This window comes from Pantoea sp. X-Soil-ISGK-275 (genome assembly GCF_059730795.1).
Genome location: NZ_AP035976.1, coordinates 2,390,659 through 2,408,498, shown reverse-complemented (window position 1 = coordinate 2,408,498; position 17,840 = coordinate 2,390,659). Strand labels below are relative to the sequence as shown.

At 54.6% G+C, this 17,840-nt stretch carries 18 protein-coding genes; 8 read left to right on the top strand and 10 right to left on the bottom strand.

Features of this window, described 5'->3' with window-relative positions; genetic code table 11:
• Nucleotides 1-9: 9 nt before the first annotated feature.
• Entirely contained in the window at nt 10-984 is a 975-nt protein-coding gene (lpxM, locus tag AC6I8A_RS11290) for a lauroyl-Kdo(2)-lipid IV(A) myristoyltransferase (RefSeq protein WP_497818506.1), read from the top strand.
• A 52-nt stretch (nt 985-1,036) separates the two neighbouring features.
• On the opposite strand, the gene AC6I8A_RS11285 is transcribed toward lpxM, so the two are convergent.
• The 3 genes from AC6I8A_RS11285 to AC6I8A_RS11275 all read right to left on the bottom strand — a co-directional run bounded on the left by AC6I8A_RS11285 (nt 1,037) and on the right by AC6I8A_RS11275 (nt 4,760).
• Nucleotides 1,037-2,269: an MFS transporter gene (locus tag AC6I8A_RS11285; protein WP_497818505.1), complete on the bottom strand. Its 1,233-nt coding sequence runs from the start codon at nt 2,267-2,269 to the stop codon at nt 1,037-1,039.
• Nucleotides 2,270-2,355: 86 nt separating this feature from the next.
• Nucleotides 2,356-3,798, bottom strand: coding sequence for a pyruvate kinase (gene pyk / locus AC6I8A_RS11280; RefSeq protein WP_008110470.1), 1,443 nt, complete (start codon nt 3,796-3,798; stop codon nt 2,356-2,358).
• 107 nt (nt 3,799-3,905) lie between these two features.
• A complete protein-coding gene (locus AC6I8A_RS11275) occupies nt 3,906-4,760 on the bottom strand; it encodes a MurR/RpiR family transcriptional regulator (protein WP_497818504.1) in 855 nt (284 codons plus the stop codon).
• Nucleotides 4,761-5,132: 372 nt separating this feature from the next.
• Between AC6I8A_RS11275 and zwf the strand changes: the two genes are divergently transcribed.
• Together zwf and AC6I8A_RS11265 are read left to right on the top strand one after the other, a co-directional pair.
• The gene (zwf, locus tag AC6I8A_RS11270; protein ID WP_036650196.1) at nt 5,133-6,608 is read left to right on the top strand and encodes a glucose-6-phosphate dehydrogenase; all 1,476 of its coding nucleotides are present in this window, start codon (nt 5,133-5,135) and stop codon (nt 6,606-6,608) included.
• A 186-nt stretch (nt 6,609-6,794) separates the two neighbouring features.
• The gene (locus tag AC6I8A_RS11265; protein ID WP_008110463.1) at nt 6,795-7,436 is read left to right on the top strand and encodes a bifunctional 4-hydroxy-2-oxoglutarate aldolase/2-dehydro-3-deoxy-phosphogluconate aldolase; all 642 of its coding nucleotides are present in this window, start codon (nt 6,795-6,797) and stop codon (nt 7,434-7,436) included.
• A 41-nt stretch (nt 7,437-7,477) separates the two neighbouring features.
• On the opposite strand, the gene purT is transcribed toward AC6I8A_RS11265, so the two are convergent.
• On the bottom strand, nt 7,478-8,656 hold the full coding sequence (gene purT / locus AC6I8A_RS11260; RefSeq protein ID WP_497818503.1) for a formate-dependent phosphoribosylglycinamide formyltransferase: 1,179 nt from the start codon (nt 8,654-8,656) through the stop codon (nt 7,478-7,480).
• 161 nt (nt 8,657-8,817) lie between these two features.
• On the opposite strand from purT, the gene AC6I8A_RS11255 reads away from it, so the two are divergent.
• On the top strand, nt 8,818-9,459 hold the full coding sequence (locus tag AC6I8A_RS11255; protein WP_137385935.1) for a tellurite resistance TerB family protein: 642 nt from the start codon (nt 8,818-8,820) through the stop codon (nt 9,457-9,459).
• 139 nt (nt 9,460-9,598) lie between these two features.
• On the top strand, nt 9,599-11,662 hold the full coding sequence (locus AC6I8A_RS11250) for a prolyl oligopeptidase family serine peptidase (protein ID WP_256696617.1): 2,064 nt from the start codon (nt 9,599-9,601) through the stop codon (nt 11,660-11,662).
• On the opposite strand, the gene exoX is transcribed toward AC6I8A_RS11250, so the two are convergent.
• Both exoX and AC6I8A_RS11240 read right to left on the bottom strand, forming a co-directional pair.
• On the bottom strand, nt 11,656-12,324 hold the full coding sequence (exoX, locus tag AC6I8A_RS11245) for an exodeoxyribonuclease X (protein WP_008110459.1): 669 nt from the start codon (nt 12,322-12,324) through the stop codon (nt 11,656-11,658). The two genes, AC6I8A_RS11250 and exoX, sit on opposite strands and share 7 nt — an antisense overlap.
• Nucleotides 12,325-12,327: 3 nt before the next feature.
• Nucleotides 12,328-12,558, bottom strand: a complete 231-nt coding sequence (locus tag AC6I8A_RS11240) for a DNA polymerase III subunit theta (protein ID WP_008110458.1) — start codon at nt 12,556-12,558, stop codon at nt 12,328-12,330.
• A 153-nt stretch (nt 12,559-12,711) separates the two neighbouring features.
• On the opposite strand from AC6I8A_RS11240, the gene copC reads away from it, so the two are divergent.
• The 3 genes from copC to AC6I8A_RS11225 are packed head-to-tail and all read left to right on the top strand — an operon-like array spanning nt 12,712 to nt 14,355.
• A complete protein-coding gene (gene copC / locus AC6I8A_RS11235) occupies nt 12,712-13,089 on the top strand; it encodes a copper homeostasis periplasmic binding protein CopC (RefSeq protein WP_479489585.1) in 378 nt (125 codons plus the stop codon).
• A gap of 3 nt (nt 13,090-13,092) precedes the next feature.
• A complete protein-coding gene (gene copD / locus AC6I8A_RS11230; RefSeq protein ID WP_497818502.1) occupies nt 13,093-13,974 on the top strand; it encodes a copper homeostasis membrane protein CopD in 882 nt (293 codons plus the stop codon).
• Nucleotides 13,975-14,007: 33 nt separating this feature from the next.
• Nucleotides 14,008-14,355 (top strand): YebY family protein, encoded by a 348-nt coding sequence (locus tag AC6I8A_RS11225; RefSeq protein WP_179450897.1) that lies wholly within the window; start codon nt 14,008-14,010, stop codon nt 14,353-14,355.
• Between the two features lie 313 nt (nt 14,356-14,668).
• Here AC6I8A_RS11225 and AC6I8A_RS11220 read toward each other — a convergent pair whose 3' ends face one another.
• From AC6I8A_RS11220 to AC6I8A_RS11205, 4 genes are all read right to left on the bottom strand, one after another.
• On the bottom strand, nt 14,669-15,733 hold the full coding sequence (locus AC6I8A_RS11220) for a phage integrase (RefSeq protein WP_497818501.1): 1,065 nt from the start codon (nt 15,731-15,733) through the stop codon (nt 14,669-14,671).
• A gap of 107 nt (nt 15,734-15,840) precedes the next feature.
• The gene (locus tag AC6I8A_RS11215; protein WP_154193718.1) at nt 15,841-16,059 is read right to left on the bottom strand and encodes an ogr/Delta-like zinc finger family protein; all 219 of its coding nucleotides are present in this window, start codon (nt 16,057-16,059) and stop codon (nt 15,841-15,843) included.
• 80 nt (nt 16,060-16,139) lie between these two features.
• A complete protein-coding gene (locus tag AC6I8A_RS11210; protein WP_497818500.1) occupies nt 16,140-17,315 on the bottom strand; it encodes a phage late control D family protein in 1,176 nt (391 codons plus the stop codon).
• A complete protein-coding gene (locus tag AC6I8A_RS11205) occupies nt 17,312-17,839 on the bottom strand; it encodes a phage tail protein (RefSeq protein ID WP_497818499.1) in 528 nt (175 codons plus the stop codon). The genes AC6I8A_RS11210 and AC6I8A_RS11205 overlap by 4 nt, the downstream gene beginning before the upstream one ends.
• Nucleotide 17,840: the final 1 nt, after the last annotated feature.

Genomic DNA, 17,840 nt, shown 5'->3' with positions numbered 1-17,840 from the left:
GGCGAGTGCATGGAAACCCGAAAGAAAAATAACAGTGAGTTTATTCCCGTTTTTCAACGTTCTTTTTTAATGCCTAAATACTGGGGAAGTTGGTTGGCGATTGGTGCGCTGGCCGGCATGGCATTACTTCCGGCCAAAGTGCGCGATCCGATTCTGGGCGGATTGGGCAAGTTCGCCGGTAAACTGGCGAAAAGTGCGCGCCGCCGTGCGTTGATCAATCTCTATTATTGCCTGCCGGAATTGAGCGAAGCGCAGCGCGAAGAGATTGCTGATCGTATGTTTGCCACCGCACCGCAGGCGATGGCGATGATGGTTGAACTCGGATTACGCAATCCCGAACATGTGCGTAAGCGCGTTGACTGGCACGGCCGGGAAATCATCGAGCAACTGCGGGCAAACAAAGAGAACGTTATTTTCCTTGTGCCGCATGGTTGGGGCGTGGATATTCCGGCGATGCTGCTGGCGTCTGAAGGCCAGATGATGGCGGCGATGTTCCACAATCAAAGTGATCCGTTAATGGATTATTTGTGGAATACCGTGCGACGCCGTTTTGGCGGCCGCATGCATGCGCGTAATGACGGCATTAAGCCGTTTATCGCATCGGTGCGTCAGGGTTATTACGGCTATTATCTGCCGGACCAGGATCACGGCCCGGAGCACAGCGAGTTTGTGGATTTCTTTGCCACTTATAAAGCAACGTTGCCGGCAGTCGGCCGCTTGATGAAAGTGTGCCGTGCACGGGTGGTGCCGCTGTTCCCGGTGTATAACAGCGAAACCCATCGTCTGGAAATCTATGTGCGTCCGCCTATGGATGACTTACTGGATGCCGATGACAATACGTTGGCGCGCCGCATGAATGAAGAAGTAGAGGTGTTTGTGCGCCCACATCCAGAACAGTACACCTGGATTTTAAAGCTGCTGAAGACGCGTAAGGAAGGTGACATTGAACCTTACGCGCGCAAAGATCTTTATCCCAGAAAGTAAATGTAGGGTCGCCATTTATGGCGACCAGGTGCGCATCACTGCGCACCTTACATTACACTGCTGCCACATGACTACGACGCTTACGTTCGCGCAGGAACAGCGTCACCAGCCCAAACCACAATACGCCAGCCACGAAGTTAATTCCGCTAAACCATGGTGTGCCGCCGCTGAAGTAACCGCTTTTCGCCAGCTCAATCCCGACTGCTAAGGTCAGAATGCTGATCATGCCGAGCATCGCCGCCACGCTGCCTTTGCCTTCGTTGCTAGAATAAAGCGTCAGACGGTACAGACCGGCATTCACCATGCCCGCGCCGAAAGCGTACAGACTTAAACCGGCAGTCAGCAGCAGATAGGTGTGACTATTAAGCAAGTTCGCCAGCAGCGAAATGCTTAAACCAATCAGGATTGGCCACGCAGCAAATTTCACTGGCTGCTCAATCGGCACGCGTCCCGCCAGTTTTCCGAGCGTGATATTGCCGGCAATCATCGCCAGAAATACCGGCAACTGCAGCAGCGCATATTGCATGCGCGACAAGCCTTCATCGTGCATCAGAATCACGGGCGACAGCGCCACCCATGTCAGGATCGGGATAAACACCAAACCAATCGCAAAGGATCCGTACATCACCTGACGATCGCGCGCCAAACGGGCATAGCCGCGCGCCAGCGTTGGCAGGGCGATAGAGTGACTGCGATCGCCTGCCGTTTCCGGCATTACGCGCCACAGCAGGGCAAACGCAATCACGCTGCAAATCGCAAACAGCCAGAACATGCTGCGCCATTCGCCTACGGTAAGCCATGCCGCACCGGCCAGCGGGCCGGCTAACGGTGCCAGTAGCGCGACGTTGGCCATCAGCGCCATCATGCGCACCGCCAGCGCTTCGTCAAAGGCTTCCTGCACCGCCGCATAGCTGACTGCGCCAATAAAGCACAGGCTAATGCCCTGCACAAAACGCAGCGCGACAAACTCTTCAATACTGCTGACCCACGTCGTCAGAATACAGGCGGCGGCAAAGAACAGAATGCCAAACAGCAATACTGGACGGCGGCCATATTTGTCCGAGAGCGGACCAAGCAGCCATTGCAGCACCACGCCACCCATCAGATACGCGGTTAGCGAGGTAGATACCCATTCCGGGCCGACGCTGAATTCCGACGTTACCAGCAGCATGCCGGGCTGAATCATGTCATGCGCGATATAAGTGGCGAACTCAAACAATACCAGCGCGAGTGGAAACAGCAGCACGCGCCCGGTGAGTTGAGTAATAGGTTGATAGCGGGCCATCTGGCCTCCTTGTCAAAAAAATAAAAACGCGACTGCCAGGCAGTCGCGTTTGTCCATGTTGTTACAGCCGCTGTGGGTGGTGCGTATTAATCTACGCGCAGTACACGGCTGGTATTGGTGGTGCCCGTGGTCGACATCACATCGCCCTGGGTAACAATCACCAGGTCGCCTGAAACCAGGAAACCTTTTTCGCGCAGCAGGTTTACTGCATCGTGTGCGGCGGCAACACCATCATTATTGCTGTCGAAGAACACAGGCGTAACGCCACGATACAGCGCGGTCAGGTTCAGCGTACGTTCATGACGTGACATGGCGAAGATCGGCAAACCGGAAGTGATACGTGAAGTCATCAGCGCGGTACGGCCCGATTCAGTCATGGTGATGATGGCTGAAACCCCTTGCAGATGGTTGGCAGCATACATCGCCGACATGGCAATCGCTTCTTCAACGTTATCGAACTGCACTTCCAGACGGTGCTTAGAAACGTTAACGCTCGGGATTTTCTCTGCGCCGAGGCACACTTTCGCCATCGCTGATACGGTTTCAGCCGGATACTGGCCTGCAGCGGTTTCCGCCGACAGCATCACCGCATCGGTACCATCCAGCACGGCGTTCGCCACGTCCATCACTTCGGCACGCGTTGGCATTGGATTGGTGATCATCGATTCCATCATCTGCGTGGCAGTGATGATGGTGCGGTTCAGCTGGCGCGCGCGACGGATCAACGCTTTCTGAATACCCACCAGTTCAGGATCGCCAATCTCTACACCCAAATCGCCGCGCGCAACCATCACCACGTCAGAGGCGAGGATGATGTCATCCATCGCTTCCTGTGAGGCAACGGCTTCAGCACGTTCCACTTTCGCCACCAGTTTGGCATCGCAACCCGCATCGCGCGCCAGACGACGAGCGTAATTCATATCTTCGCCGTTACGCGGGAAGGAGACGGCCAGATAATCCACGCCGATTTTCGCAGCGGTAACGATATCAACCTTGTCTTTTTCGGTCAGCGCGTCGGCAGAGAGGCCGCCACCGAGTTTGTTGATACCTTTATTGTTGGAGAGCGGGCCGCCGACGGTAACTTCGGTGAACACTTTTACGCCCTGAACTTCCAACACTTTCAGCTGTACGCGACCGTCGTCCAGCAGCAGTATGTCGCCTGGCACCACATCTTCTGGCAAGCCTTTGTAATCGATACCGACTTTTTCTTTGTCGCCTTCGCCTTTACTTAAGTCGGCATCCAGCAGGAAACGATCGCCGACGTTAAGGAACACTTTGCCTTCTTTGAAGGTGGAGACGCGAATTTTTGGACCTTGCAGGTCGCCAAGGATCGCCACATGACGGCCCAGTTTCGCCGCGATTTCACGGACTTTATTGGCGCGCTGCTGATGATCTTCCGGTGTGCCGTGGGAGAAGTTGAGTCGTACAACGTTAGCACCCGCCGCGATGATTTTTTCGAGGTTGTTGTCGCGATCGGTGGCTGGACCGAGGGTTGTAACGATCTTGGTTCTTCTGAGACGTCTGGACATGAAGGACTCCGTTAGCAAAGTATCGTGTCGCTCTCAAGTGACACGTAGTGTTCATCTATTCTATATGATCGATGGGCTGTGATTCGACTCACATTGTGAATGTGATGTTAATTATTTTCCTGCGCCTGTTTCTTCAGGCGTGAATCTTTCAGCGCTTCTTTGACCCGTTTCAAGTTTTCACGGAAAGCGGCGCCGCGCTCAAGGGTAAACCCTGTCGCCAGAACATCAATCACGGTTAATTGCGCGAGGCGGGAAACCATTGGCAGGTAGATATCGGTATCTTCGGGCACGTCGAGCGTCAAAGCCAGTGTGGCTTCTGCCGCCAGCGGGGAACCCGGAGAAGTGATAGCCAGCACAGTGGAAGCGTTTACACGCGCCAGGCGAGCCAGTTCTACCATATTTTTGGTGCGACCAGTATGCGAGATGAGAACAAACACATCATTTGGACCACTATTTATGCAACTCATGCGCTGGATCACAATATCCTCTGACCAGATGACCGGCAGATTAAAACGCAAAAATTTATTGGTGGCGTCATGCGCGACGACGGCGGAGGCGCCAAGACCAAAGAAGGCAATTTTATGGGCGTTTGATAAAGCCTGAACGGCCTGGCGAGTGACCTGAGAATCGAGCTGCTGGCGAACGCGGCTGAGGCCCGCTAATGCGGAATCAAAAATTTTGTGGCTATAACTTTCCACACTGTCATTTTCTTCCACATCGCGGCTCACCCAGTTCGGGCTTTTCACCAGGCTCTGTGCGAGCTGCAATTTGAAGTCAGGAAAGCCGCGCGACCCCATACGATGGCAGAAGCGATTCACCGTCGGTTCGCTGACGTCAGCGGCGCGTGCCAGCGTGGCGATGCTGGAGTGCATCGCCTGCTGCGGCGCAGCGAGAATTTGTTCTGCGACTTTACGTTCTGATTTACTTAACGCATCGAGTTGCGCCTGAATTTGTTCCAGCATGGTTTAACCTAATGAGCGTCAATCACTTTTCCGCGTTCATCAATCAATGAAATCGCTGCCAATTCCCAAGAATATACCGTGTAATAGCCCCTCGCACGCAGCGGAGGACAAATGTAAACGCGAATTTTTTGCGATACTTTGATCGCTGACGTGTTTTGCCACGACAAATATCGAAACAGAAAATGTGCTCAAATGGCACGCTACAACACACTTAACACCTTTATTACGTTCACAGTTAACGCCAGCAAAACGCGGTGTTCGGGTTGTCCTGAACCGGCGAAAAACGTACATTGTGCTGTAAGAAAATTACAATAAGGACCCGGCGTGATGAGAACGCTCAAGCCGGGTATATCCTGCAACGAGGAGAGGAAAATGGCGGTTACACAAACAGCCCAGGCATGCGATCTGGTGATTTTCGGTGCCAAAGGCGATTTAGCGCGCCGTAAACTGTTGCCATCACTGTATCAGTTGGAAAAAGCCGGTCAGATTCATGAAACCACTCGCATTATTGGCGTGGGTCGCGCGGATTGGGACAAAGCCGCGTACACCAAAGTGGTACGTGAAGCGCTGGAAACCTTCATGAAAGAGAAGATCGATGAAGCGCTGTGGGACACACTCAGCAGCCGTCTCGACTTCTGTAACCTCGACGTAAATGACACCTCGCATTTCACCAAACTGGGCAAAATGCTTGACCAGAAAAACCGCGTCACCATCAACTACTTCGCCATGCCGCCAAGCACCTTTGGCGCGATCTGTGACGGTTTGGGCGCCGCCAAGCTGAACGCCAAACCGGCGCGCGTGGTGATGGAAAAGCCGCTCGGCACCTCATTGGAAACCTCGCAAGAGATCAATGACAGCGTTGGCAAATACTTCGAAGAAGGTCAGGTGTTCCGAATTGACCACTATCTGGGTAAAGAGACGGTGCTCAACCTGCTGGCGCTGCGTTTTGCCAACTCCATCTTCGTCAACAACTGGGACAATCGCACCATCGATCACGTGCAGATTACCGTGGCGGAAGAGGTGGGCATTGAAGGCCGTTGGGGTTACTTCGACAAAGCCGGCCAGATGCGTGACATGATCCAGAACCACCTGTTGCAGATCCTTACCATGATTGCCATGTCGCCGCCGTCTGATTTGAGCGCGGATGCGATTCGTGATGAAAAAGTAAAAGTGCTGCGCTCACTGCGTCGTATTGATCAAACCAACGTGCGCGAGAAAACCGTGCGTGGTCAGTACACCGCCGGCTTTGTGCAGGGCAAGAAAGTGCCAGGCTATCTGGAAGAAGAGGGCGCGAACAAGCAAAGCGCCACTGAAAGCTTCGTGGCTATCCGCGTGGATATCGACAACTGGCGTTGGGCTGGCGTGCCGTTCTATCTTCGCACCGGCAAGCGCTTGCCAACCAAATGCTCTGAAGTGGTGGTGTACTTCAAGAATCCTGAGATGAACCTATTCAAAGATTCGTACGCTGAACTGCCGCAGAACAAGTTGACCATTCGTCTGCAGCCGGACGAAGGTGTGGATATCGAAATCCTCAACAAAGTGCCGGGACTCGACCACAAGCATAAACTGCAGACCACTAAGCTGGATCTGAGTTACTCCGAAACCTTTAACCAGTCACATCTGGCTGATGCTTACGAGCGTCTGCTGCTGGAAACCATGCGCGGTATTCAGGCGCTGTTTGTGCGTCGTGATGAAGTGGAAGCGGCGTGGGGTTGGGTGGATTCGATCATCGATGCCTGGAATGCCGATGCCGAAGCGCCGAAGCCGTATCAGGCGGGAACGTGGGGACCGGTTGCCTCAGTCGCGATGATTACCCGCGATGGCCGTTCCTGGAACGAGTTTGAATAAAGACCTAATGCTGAGCCCGCCAATGTGCGGGCTTTTTTTCGGCCAAAATTCATTTTTCTTAAAAGTGAACCTGAGTTTCAAAAAATTTTGATATCCGATGGACGCCGCTCCAGCCGATCTTGTATGGTAGACCCCAATTATTGACAGCGTGGCTAAACGCCGGGCTGATGCAACTAAGGAAACGTGATGAAGAACTGGAAAACAAGTGCTGAACAGATCCTGAAAACTGGCCCGGTCGTGCCGGTCATCGTGGTGAACAAGTTGGAACACGCCGTGCCGATGGCGAAAGCGCTGGTTGCGGGCGGAGTGCGCGTGCTGGAAGTTACGCTGCGTACCCCGGTGGCGATGGACGCACTGCGCGCCATGATTAAAGAAGTACCGGAAGCGATTGTTGGTGCGGGCACGGTGATCAACACGCAGCAACTGAAAGAAGTCACTGATGCCGGTGCGCAGTTTGTTATCAGCCCAGGATTGACGGAATCGCTGCTGAAAGCGGCGGTTGAAGGCCCGGTGCCATTGATACCAGGTATCAGCACGGTTTCAGAACTGATGACCGGTATGGATTACGGCCTGCGTGAGTTCAAATTCTTCCCGGCAGAAGCCAATGGTGGCGTGAAAGCATTATCTGCGATTGGTGGTCCGTTCCCGCAGGTGCGTTTCTGCCCAACCGGTGGCATCTCGCCAGCGAACTATCGTGATTATCTGGCGCTGAAAAGCGTGCTGTGTATCGGCGGTTCGTGGCTGGTACCGAATGATGCGCTGGAAAGCGGTGACTGGGATCGTATTACGCGTCTGGCGCGTGAAGCGGTTGAAGGGGCGCGTGCATAAATTGGTAGGGTCGCCATTCATGGCGACCTTTCAACTTACACTTAACCTTCCACTTTCACCGCTGCCGCACTGGCAACGGCGCGCGCGATAGCGTCATCGGTGTTTTCACCGGTCGCCAACGCCACACCCAAACGGCGCTGACCGGCAATCTCCGGCTTACCAAACAGGCGCAGCTGCAACCCGACACCCAGCGCCGCTTCGATATTCCCGAATTGCACGTTCTGGCTGTTCAGCTCAGGCAGAATCACTGCCGACGCCGCAGGGCCGTATTGACGAATGCCGCCAATTGGCAGACCGAGGAAGGCGCGCACATGCAATGCGAACTCGGACAGATCCTGCGAAATCAGCGTAACCATACCGGTATCGTGCGGACGCGGTGACACTTCGCTGAGCACCACGTCATCACCACAGACGAACAGCTCCACGCCAAACAGGCCGTATCCGCCCAGCGCTTTCACCACATTGGCGGCGATATCCTGCGCGCGTTGCAGCGCCAGTTCACTCATCTGCTGCGGCTGCCATGATTCACGATAATCGCCATCTTCCTGACGATGACCAATCGGCGCGCAGAAGTGGATGCCATCCACCGCGCTGATGGTCAGCAAAGTGATCTCGAAATCAAACTTCACCACGCCTTCAACGATCACGCGTCCCGCACCGGCACGTCCGCCTTGCTGCGCATAATCCCAGGCTTTGTCCAGTTGGCTGGCTTCGCGGATAAAGCTCTGGCCTTTACCGGATGAGCTCATCACCGGCTTAACGATGCACGGGAATCCAATCGCTTCAGCGGCGGCCACAAAATTCTCTTTGCTGTCAGCAAACTGGTAAGTCGAGGTCGGTAACGACAACTCTTCCGCTGCCAGACGACGAATGCCTTCGCGGTTCATGGTCAGACGTGCGGCGCGTGCGGTTGGCACCACTTTCTGACCTTGCGCTTCCAGCTCCAGCAGTTTTTCGGTGGCGATGGCTTCAATTTCAGGCACCACGAAGTGCGGCTTTTCCTGGGCAATCAATGCGGCCAGCGCGTCACCGTCCAGCATGTTGATCACATAGCTGCGATGCGCCATGTGCATCGCTGGGGCATCGGCGTAACGATCCACCGCAATCACTTCCACACCCAGACGCTGGCACTCTAGTGCCACTTCTTTGCCTAATTCGCCTGAACCTAACAGCATGACACGCGTAGCGGCAGGGCGCAGCGCGGTTCCGAGAGTCGTCATAATTTCACCTTAGCAGTCAAAATGCGCGCGCAGTATAAACGAAAACGTTTGCGTACTCACGCTTTCGCCACGATCAGGTTTGCCATACTTTTCCCGCTCTGACGTTAACTGACATAGCCTGCGGCAGCATGGAGAACGGAAAATTAAACGGGAGTTAAACGATGAGTAATTGGCTACAGCAAATTCAATCGGTGCTGGCGAAGAAGGGCGGTGACGGAAAATCGGGCGGCTTAAGTGACATGCTGGCACCCGGCGCATTGGGCGGGCTGGCGGGATTGCTGGTGGGCAGTAAATCCACGCGTAAGCTGCTGACCAAATATGGCGGCAAAGCCTTGTTGTTGGGCGGCGGCGCGGCGGCGGGCGCGCTGCTGTGGAATAAGTACAAACAGCGCATACGTGAAACCCATCAGGACGATGCGGGCTTTGGTCAGCTGCAAACGCCGATGGATCAACGTGCAGAGCGATTAGTCACGGCGCTGGTGTTCGCGGCGAAAAGTGACGGTCATATTGACGATCAGGAGCGCGCCGCGATTGAGCAAAACATTCAGCAGGCGGGCTACGGCGCGCAAGCCGAAGCGTTGATTCAGCAGGCAATGAATCGCCCGCTCGATCCCAACTGGCTGGCCGCTGATGTTAAAAACGAAGAAGAGGCGCTGGAGCTCTATTTCCTCAGCTGTGCCGCCATTGATGTCGACCACTTTATGGAGCGCAGCTATCTCTCCGCGCTCGGCGATGCGCTGAAAATTCCCCAGGATGTGCGCGACGGTATTCAGCGTGATATCGACGCGGAAAAAGCCGCGTAATCCCCTACGAAGGTTGCATCTGCAGCCTTCGTTTTCCCTGTCTGGTTTGCCCTGCGCAAAGTGATGCTGCGTGCAGCTTGGCATCACGCGCGATTAGTGCCACGCTTGCTGAATGTTGTCCTTCAGTGAGAAGAGCCTAATGAATCAGCCACACGCGAAAAAAATTCCCCATGCCATGAATCTGCACGGTGAAACGCGCATCGACAATTATCACTGGTTGCGTGATGACGACCGCGAGAATCCAGAAGTGCTGGCCCATCTGCATGCCGAAAATGATTATGGCCGCGCCATGATGGCGTCGCAGAACCCGCTGCAGGAACGGGTGCTGAAAGAGATCGTCGACCGTATTCCGCCGCAGGATCACTCGGTGCCCTATGTGAAAAATGGTTATCGCTATCAAAGCCGTTATGAAGTGGGCAACGAATATCCCGCCTATTTCCGCCAGCCGCTAGACGCGCCGGCTGAGGAGCCGTGGCAGCTGCTGCTCGATGGTAACCAACGCGCCGCGCACAGTGATTTTTACACCATGGGCGCGCTGGCGATTACGCCAGACAATCAGGTGATGGCGTTAGCGGAAGATTTCCTGTCGCGCCGTCAATATGGCATTCGCTTCCGTAATCTGCAGAGCGGCAGCTGGTATCCGGAACTGCTGACCAATGCATCCTCCAGCGTTGCCTGGGCCAACGATTCCCGTACGCTCTATTACGTGCGTAAGCATCCGAAAACGCTGCTGGCGTATCAGGTTTGGCGCCATGAGCTGGGACATCCGCAATCTGACGATCAGCTAGTGTATGAAGAGAAGGATGATTCCTTCCACGTGAGCGTGCACAAAACCACCTCCGAGCACTTCATTCTGATTGCGCTATATAGCACCAACACCAGCGAAATTCTGCTGATCGATGCTGAATATCCGGATGCGCAGCCGCAAACATTTTGCCCACGTCGGCGTGATCACGAATACAGCATCGATCACTACAATCATCAGTTCTACATCCGCTCGAATCGCGACGGCAAAAACTTCGGCCTCTATCGCAGCGCGTGGCTGGCGGAAGCGCGTTGGCAATCGCTGATCCCGGCGCGTGACAACGTGGTGCTGGAAGATTTCCAGCTGTTCCGCCATTGGTTGGTGGTGGAAGAGCGGCAGCACGGCGTAAATACCTTGCGGCAGATTAACTGGGAGAGCGGCGAAAGCTTCGGTATCGCCTTTGACGACCCGGCCTATGTCACCTGGCTTGCCTACAATCCTTCGCCGGAAAGCGACACCTTGCGCTATGGCTACTCTTCAATGACCATGCCAACCACCCTGTTCGAACTGAACATGGAGACCGGCGATCGCCGTGTGCTAAAGCGCACGCCGGTGCCGGGATTTAAATCTGAGGACTATAAAAGCGAGCATCTGTGGATTACGGTGCGCGATGGAACGGAAGTACCGGTTTCGCTGGTCTATCACCGCAAGCATTTCCAGCGCGGCAACAATCCGTTGCTGGTGTACGGTTACGGTGCTTACGGCAGCAGCATGGATGCCAGCTTTGGCACCAGCCGCATCAGCTTGCTCGAGCGCGGCTTCGTCTACGCCATTATTCATGTGCGCGGCGGCGGCGAACTCGGCCAGCAATGGTATGACGGTGGCCGCCTGAAGAATAAAATCAACAGCTTCACTGATTTTATTGATGTCACCGAAGCGCTGGTGGCGAAAGGGTATGGCAATCGTCAGCAGCTCTACGCGATGGGCGGCAGCGCCGGAGGATTACTGATGGGCGGCGTGGTGAACATGGCACCAGATCTGTTCCACGGCGTGGTGGCGCAGGTACCATTTGTGGATGTGGTCACTACCATGCTCGATCCAACGATTCCGCTGACCACCGGCGAATACGATGAGTGGGGCAATCCTGAACAGGCGGAGTTCTATCACCTCATCCGCCAATACAGCCCGTATGACAACATCGAGGCCAAAGCCTATCCGCATCTGCTGGTTACCACTGGCCTGCACGATTCACAGGTGCAGTATTGGGAACCGGCTAAGTGGGTGGCGAAACTGCGCGAGCTGAAAACCAACGATTCGCTGCTGTTACTCTGTACTGAGATGGATTCTGGTCACGGCGGCAAATCGGGTCGTTTCAAAGCGTATGAAGGTGTGGCACAGGAGTTCACTTTCCTGATCGGCCTGGCGCAGGGCAGCTTGCCAGACCGCGTCGATTACTGATCGCTCTTCACATACTTGCGCAGCGCCTGCCGCAACGGTGGGCGCAAATCGCGCACATTTTCCAGCACCCAACGCAGATAGCCGGGATCTTTACGCGCGATGCTGCCAATGCTCTGACCGCGATATTTGCCGAACGGGAACACATCGCCGCTCACCGGCGCGGGCTGGCATAAATTCGCCATTTGCTCGGCGTTCCAGCCTGAGGTTTCCATAATGCGGATCAGCAGCGCAGCGGTGACGTAGCAGTCATACAATGCGCGGTGCGCATGCAGTTCGGCCGGTGGCGTGACATCCAGCTTCAGGCTATGACGCAGCGCCTGATTGCCGTATTTAATGCCAGGCCACAACTGACGCGCCAGCGTCATGGTGCAGATCCATTCGCCGGGCATGGTGGGCAACATGCGGCGATCAAAGCTGGCGTTGTGCGCCACGTAATGCGGACTGCCGTGGTAGCGGCCAATCGCTTCTTCAATGGTGGGTTTGCCCACCACCATCGCTTCGGTAATACGATGTACCGCCATCGCCTGACGGCTGATGGGGCGATCCGGGCAGATTAAGTCGCTCATTGGATTAACGATCTGACCATCAATGACATCTACCGACGCCACTTCCACCACGCCGCCCTGCAGGCCGCAGGTTTCGGTATCAATAACACGTAACATAAATTACTTCTGCTTAGGTTCGTAAGGCAGGCGCGACAGGCTAAGCGAGGCCTGGCGATAGTTCATTAAGCGCTGACGAAACCAGTCACGCAGCGCTTCGGGTTGCTCGCGTTCCACCATTTCGGCAATCACCGGCATATTGTAACGCTCTTTAAATGCAACGCCTGCGGCGGCCAGATCGACATTCACTTTGTCTTTCTCTTCCTGCGAGAGCAGGGCAAGGTTTTGGCTCATGCTTTTCTCCTGATAAACAGGGGCAAAAGTAATGGTTTCGGACCCTGGGATCAAGGGAATTGGATCGCACCGCAAGTCTCGACAGCTTTGGGTCGGCGGCGTATCCTGCTGCCACGTTTACGGTGGTTTGCCGTATTTAAAAGGGAAGAAGTCATGAAGAAAACTGCGTTCAACTCGATCGTCGCGCTACTTCTGGCGTCATCAACGCTGGCCTTCAGCCAGTTTGCCATTGCGCATGCTCACCTGAAAACACCGGTCCCCGCCGATAAAGCGGTGGTGGAAACCTCCCCGCAGAATTTAACGCTGACCTTTACCGAAGATGTTGAAGCGGCATTCAGTGGCGTAGATGTGCTCAATGCTCAACATCAGCCGGTGGCGGTCGGGAAAGCCACACTCAACGATAAACACCATGATCAGTTGATTGTGCCGATCAGCCAGCCGCTGCCATCGGGCAATTATCAGGTTAACTGGCACGTGCTGTCCGTTGATGGGCATAAAACCACAGGCAGCTACAGCTTCAGCGTGAAGTGATTGATGAGTTTGAGCACGTTGTGGGTTGGCTTGCGAGCGCTGCATTTTTTGTCGGTGCTGCTGCTCGCTGGTAGCGCCTTCTATACCGCGCTGCTGGCACCGCGCCGCTATCGTCCGCTGCTATCACAACGTTTAGGTTTAATTTTACGTACCAGCGCGCTGCTGAGTTTGTTCAGCGCGGTGCTGATGCTGGCAACGCAAACCGGCTTGATGAGCGGCGACTGGCGAAATGTCAGTGACAGGGTAACCTGGCAAGCGGTGCTCAGCACGCGCTTCGGTCAGGTTTGGCGCTGGGAAATTGCCTTCGCACTGCTGAGCACGTTAGCGCTGCTGCTATGTGGCACACTGCGGCAAAATCTGCTGCTATGCAGCGGCCTCTTGCAGCTGATGGCTTTAGCCGGCGTTGGGCATGCGGCGATGCGCGATGGCTGGCCCGGATTACTGCAACAAGGCAATCACGCGCTGCATTTAATTGCGGCTGCATTCTGGACGGGCGGATTATTGCCACTGTTAGTGCTGATGCGTGAAGCGCGGCAGATTGCTTTTCGCACCGATGCGATCCGCTGCATGATGCGCTTCTCGCGTTACGGACATCTCGCGGTAGCGTTAGCGCTGCTGACGGGCACGATCAATAGCTTGCTGATTGCCGGTTCACCGCTAGATTGGCAAGTTACGCTGTGGAGCGAGCTGCTGGTGGTGAAAGTGCTGCTGGTCATGCTGATGATCGCTATCGCGTTAACTAATCGATATCTGCTGGTGCCGCGCTTTCGCCTGGCGGCCAGCAATGCAGCGCATCTGTTTATTCGCCTGACGCAGCTTGAGCTGCTGCTGGCCGTTATTGTTATTGGGTTGGTGAGCGTGTTTGCCACACTGTCACCGACCTGAATGTGCCATTAAAGAAGATGAAATGAGGTCGATATTTTGCTGAAGAAACTGATTCCAGCTTGCGTATTGATGGCGCTGTGCAGCCAGGCGATGGCGGCACAGATTATTACCGTCAGCCGTTTTGAGATTGGAAAAGACAAATGGCCCTTCACCCGCGAAGAGGTGATGTTGACCTGCGAGAAAGACGGTGCACTGTTCGCGATTAATCCGGGTACGTTGCTGCAGTATCCGCTCAACGATAAAGCCTTAGCGCGCAAAACTGCCGGGCAGGGCACGCTGCAATCGATCGACACCATCGTCGCCGTTGATAAAGCCCATCCCGATCAGAAAATGAGTCTGCAGCCGATCATCGATCGCGCTCAGCAACTGTGCGATAAGTAATCCCCTCATTTTTCAGGCGTAGCGCACATTTCTGCCGCTACGCTTGCTTTCTCGTTCTGTCACTCCGATCACAGAGTTGTCACCTTTGCGTATCAAACCTGTGGATTGGCTGGAAAACCCTCAATCCTGGTCTACCTTTAAATGGCAAGGCGTCCTCGCCTGCAAAAATGCCAACTTTTAGCGCACGGCTCTCAAAGAGCCATTTCCCTGGACCCGATACAGGAATCGTATTGGGTCTTTTTTTGTTTACCGTTCAGCATCAATAACTTATCTATTTATCAATGAGTTATTACCCATCCTGTTACACCGTGTTCTACCCTGTGAGAACCTCCGCCGCCATTTTGCCGCCACTTTTCCCGGCCATAATCGCCAATGGATTGCAGTGAATAGCATCTTCGAGATGATCAGGCGCGAAGTGGGCATAACGCATGGTTACGCGTATATCTGAGTGTCCAAGTATGCGCTGCAGCACCAAGATGTTGCCACCGGCCATCATGAAGTGGCTGGCAAAGCTGTGGCGCAGAACGTGACTCATTTGACCCTCTGGCAGTTCGATTCCGGCGAGACGGATCACCCGATAGAACTGGCGATAACACTCTTCGAAAAACTTGCCTTCTTTATCCTTCAATTCGTCATGCAGCTCTTTGCTAATCGGGACGGTGCGATTGCGCTTGCCTTTGGTATTGATGAACGTGATTTTGAGCGGAGATATTTGCGACGCTTTAAGTGCTGCAGCCTCATTCCAGCGACAACCGGTTGAGAGGCATATCTTAATAATCAATGTCAGTTGCGGATTGCCATGCACTTCACAAGCCGCAAACAGTTTTTTAATTTGCGCCTCCGTCAGCCACGCCATCTCTTTTTCGGGCTGCTCGAATAAGCGAATATTTTTGAGTGGGTTGGGGTAGGCAATTTCGCCGAGACGTTCCAGCTCATTAAATAGAGCACGTAAAAAGGCGTGCTCGCAATTGACCGTGCCCGGTGACACCTTCAAAGATTTAGCACTGGTTTTATAACCGTTCTCGATTTTCCCTTCTAACCGGCTATTACGATAGTGCGCCCAATCTTTTGCCGTGATGTTGGCAGCAATAGGATTGTCCAGGCCATTGCAGATGATGTTGAGTTTACCCAAGCGTCCTTTGCGATCGCTGAGTGAGCGGCCGTGCAAGTTATACCATAGGTCAATCAACTCGCTTAAGCGGCGGTTATCTTCCTTCTCTGCCAGCCAAGGTTTGGCTTTGCTTTCGTCTAACGTGTAATGCTCGAAGGCAATGGCTTCGGCGCGGGTTTTGAACTGCCTTCTGACACGTTTACCCTCTCTGCCATTGAGATAGCACTCGCAAAGCCATTTACCCGTGCTGAGCTTCCTGATCGCCATAACCTGCCTCCATATTAAAATGCAGGCTAAAATACTGTATGTAAATACAGTATTCAATGTTTGATTCTCAGAAAGTAAACATGAAAAAGCCCGCATCGCGGGCTAGATTAGTGAAGTAGGGAAGGCTGATGCTGTTGATTGGAGTAGAGCGGAACTTTGTTAACCTGGCCGGGCGAAACAATAATTCCTGCGACTGATTCAAGTGTTTTAAAAGTGCAGCTGCAATTGATGTTTTGACACTGGTGATAACGTTCTTTGGTTTCTTTGGAAACATAACGGCTGCTCTTGGCGTGCGCAGCTGTTTGGCATAGCGGGCAATGCATCATGTTGAAATCCTTACGGGCTGAGTAGGGCGACGAAGACTAATTTTGAATAAGCAAATCGCAGTTTGCAAATTACAGCCTAATTAGCCGGTTTCCGTTTCACCCTCTTGCACTGACTGATATTCAACATCCGACAGCAGCACCTCAAACTCCAACTGCGTGGTGTAACCGCCGCTGCTCAGGTTATGCGTCACCTTGCTGATAAGCCACGGCTGCGCATCGATCACTGACTTAAAGCCACTGACTTTAACCGGCGTTTCCGGGTAAAGATCAGCACGCCCCATTGCCAGCGTGAGCGAGAACTCCGCCACGCCACGCTGCAGCTTTTCCCACTTGGCCTTTGCCGCACTCATCGCGGTTTTCTGGCTGGAAAATACCGTCGTCAGCGTGAACACGTTATCTTCGCTGCCCTCAAGGTAATTACCCTCTTTTGCCTCCTGCGGCTTATCCGTCTTCGCGCTGGTCTTCTTCGCGTCCGGGTGTGCCACGGTGCTTTGCTGTTGCGCTTTGGGCTTGCGCTGCAGCTTCACTTTCTTCGGTTTCGGGTCTTTGGTGTGCAGCCAGCTCGCCGACACGCCGGTGTACGCGCCGCGATCGGCAATGCTGAAACTGTGCCGGTCGCCGTCTTTGCGCGTGATGGTCATTTGCGGGATGGGCTTGCCGCTCAGCGTGACGCCGTTCCCCGGCCGGATAAACAGCAGCCGCCCGGCTTTGATTGCCGCCACTGCACCATAAAGCGTGGCGAGTCGGGTTAAAAACTTCGCGTCGGTTTCCTGCGTCTGGTCGATGTGCGCCACCGCGATGGTGGCAAAGCCGTCGGCCAGCATGGCTTTCAGATTATTGCGCCCGGCAATCTGCTCAACGATCGCGCCGAGCGTGGTGTCATGGTAAGACACCTCGCGGCGGGAATTGAGCGAGCCGCGAAAGTCGGCGCTGCGGGCGCGAATGGTCATCGTGTCCGGCGCGCCGTGGTGCTCCACCTCATCCACAGTAAACGTACCTTTACCGACCAGCGCCTGTCCCTTCCAGCCAAGAAACAGCGACAGCTCAGCGCCGCGCACCGGCATTGCCAGTTTGCCGTCGGCGTCGTCCAGCTCGATGTCTAGCTGGTCAGCCTCAAAGCCGCGATTATCGGTGAGCGTCAGCGAGAGCAGCCGGTCGCGCAGATTGTTCGTGACGTCCTTAGAGTTCACCTTGAGTAAAAAATCCGGCGTCAGGCGCGCGCCAGCCTGCACCGGTAATCCACTGATGCCGGTCATCCGAACAGCCCTCCCGCCTGTGAAATCAGACTGCCAGCCGCTGACTTGGCGCTGTCGACCGCCGAGGTGATTTGCCCTGGCAGATTGCTCACGCCACCGATAAGCCCGTCAGCCTGCTTTTTCAGGTCGCCAAACATTGAGGTCAGCGACTCATCCACGCGTTTGAGGTTCAGGGTAAACATGATTTTACTGGCCGCGCCGTTGGGGAAAAACTCGCTGTGCGCGCTCGAAATGCTCTCGATCACGTACATGCCGTAAATCATCCCGCTGCCGCCAATCAGCGGCCACGCCATACCCTGATCGGCCAGCAGGCGCACCGTCATCAGTGAAACCGCGCCGCCGGTGATTTCCGGGCGCAGCTCACCGGACAGCGTGATTTTCTCGTCACCCACGCCGATAAACTGCGCCGCCGGTCGCTGCCCGATGCGGCTGTTTGTCGGCCAGCGGTAATCGATATTCTGCTGCAGCTCGCCATACGGCAGCGTCTGGCGCATGAACGGCATCATGCCGTAAATCATCATCATC

Bases quoted from the DNA above. Each gene is read 5' to 3' on its own strand.
- lpxM (WP_497818506.1), top strand. From the start codon at position 10: ATGGAAACCCGAAAGAAAAATAACAGTGAGTTTATTCCCGTTTTTCAA.
- AC6I8A_RS11285 (WP_497818505.1), bottom strand. From the start codon at position 2,269: ATGGCCCGCTATCAACCTATTACTCAACTCACCGGGCGCGTGCTGCTG.
- pyk (WP_008110470.1), bottom strand. From the start codon at position 3,798: ATGTCCAGACGTCTCAGAAGAACCAAGATCGTTACAACCCTCGGTCCA.
- AC6I8A_RS11275 (WP_497818504.1), bottom strand. From the start codon at position 4,760: ATGCTGGAACAAATTCAGGCGCAACTCGATGCGTTAAGTAAATCAGAA.
- zwf (WP_036650196.1), top strand. From the start codon at position 5,133: ATGGCGGTTACACAAACAGCCCAGGCATGCGATCTGGTGATTTTCGGT.
- AC6I8A_RS11265 (WP_008110463.1), top strand. From the start codon at position 6,795: ATGAAGAACTGGAAAACAAGTGCTGAACAGATCCTGAAAACTGGCCCG.
- purT (WP_497818503.1), bottom strand. From the start codon at position 8,656: ATGACGACTCTCGGAACCGCGCTGCGCCCTGCCGCTACGCGTGTCATG.
- AC6I8A_RS11255 (WP_137385935.1), top strand. From the start codon at position 8,818: ATGAGTAATTGGCTACAGCAAATTCAATCGGTGCTGGCGAAGAAGGGC.
- AC6I8A_RS11250 (WP_256696617.1), top strand. From the start codon at position 9,599: ATGAATCAGCCACACGCGAAAAAAATTCCCCATGCCATGAATCTGCAC.
- exoX (WP_008110459.1), bottom strand. From the start codon at position 12,324: ATGTTACGTGTTATTGATACCGAAACCTGCGGCCTGCAGGGCGGCGTG.
- AC6I8A_RS11240 (WP_008110458.1), bottom strand. From the start codon at position 12,558: ATGAGCCAAAACCTTGCCCTGCTCTCGCAGGAAGAGAAAGACAAAGTG.
- copC (WP_479489585.1), top strand. From the start codon at position 12,712: ATGAAGAAAACTGCGTTCAACTCGATCGTCGCGCTACTTCTGGCGTCA.
- copD (WP_497818502.1), top strand. From the start codon at position 13,093: ATGAGTTTGAGCACGTTGTGGGTTGGCTTGCGAGCGCTGCATTTTTTG.
- AC6I8A_RS11220 (WP_497818501.1), bottom strand. From the start codon at position 15,733: ATGGCGATCAGGAAGCTCAGCACGGGTAAATGGCTTTGCGAGTGCTAT.
- AC6I8A_RS11215 (WP_154193718.1), bottom strand. From the start codon at position 16,059: ATGATGCATTGCCCGCTATGCCAAACAGCTGCGCACGCCAAGAGCAGC.
- AC6I8A_RS11210 (WP_497818500.1), bottom strand. From the start codon at position 17,315: ATGACCGGCATCAGTGGATTACCGGTGCAGGCTGGCGCGCGCCTGACG.
- AC6I8A_RS11205 (WP_497818499.1), bottom strand. From the start codon at position 17,839: ATGATGATGATTTACGGCATGATGCCGTTCATGCGCCAGACGCTGCCG.